This window comes from Variovorax sp. P2_H12 (assembly GCF_056403395.1).
Genome location: NZ_JBFUFO010000128.1, coordinates 1 through 606 on the forward strand (window position 1 = coordinate 1; position 606 = coordinate 606).

The 606-nt window shown below is 64.4% G+C and carries 1 protein-coding gene; it reads left to right on the forward strand.

Going from position 1 to position 606, the window contains the following annotated elements:
* On the forward strand, positions 1–182 hold a 182-nt coding region (locus AC1DYK_RS35505; protein ID WP_478170540.1), incomplete at its 5' end, for a hypothetical protein.
* Positions 183–606: the final 424 nt, after the last annotated feature.

A 606-nucleotide genomic window follows, 5' to 3' on the forward strand; every position in this document is an offset into this window, starting at 1 on the left:
CGCCCCCACAAGCCAGTGCTCTCGCCGGCCGCTGGCGTGACCTGGCCATCGAGCAGATCCGCGACCTGCGGCGGCACAAGAACCTGACGGCCCACCTGGAGCGGCTCGTCAACCACATCGAGCCCAGCCCAACACGGGATCAACTTCTCATCTGGACGCAGCTCCGCCGCCTCCTGCCCTGACCGGCGCTTGGCCAACCAGACGCTGCACTGCCCGAAGTCTCTAGGTCAGAGGGCACTCAGTCGCCGACGCGGGAAACTCAGCCATGCCTACGCCGCCACGTTCGCCGAATCCAACCCGCGCTCAGGACCGCGACAGCGAGGGCGGAGAAAAAGAGGGCGCCCAAAATCACGGTCGCTCCTGCTGAAATGACGATGATGCCCCACCAGGGCGGATCCCCCTGCATCTCACCCCTCCTGATCGCCTCCCACGACGTCAGGGAGCAGGGAACGGTTCCCGAAAACAAGCAAGTCGCGGTACAGCACGGAAGTACAACAACCGCGAACAGGCTTCACGTAGTGAACTGGCCCCGCATGGCGGTCCGGCCGAGCTCAGAAGATCCTCAAGCTTTTCAGCCCTGGGTACCTCGAGCCCGAAGAGCATGTC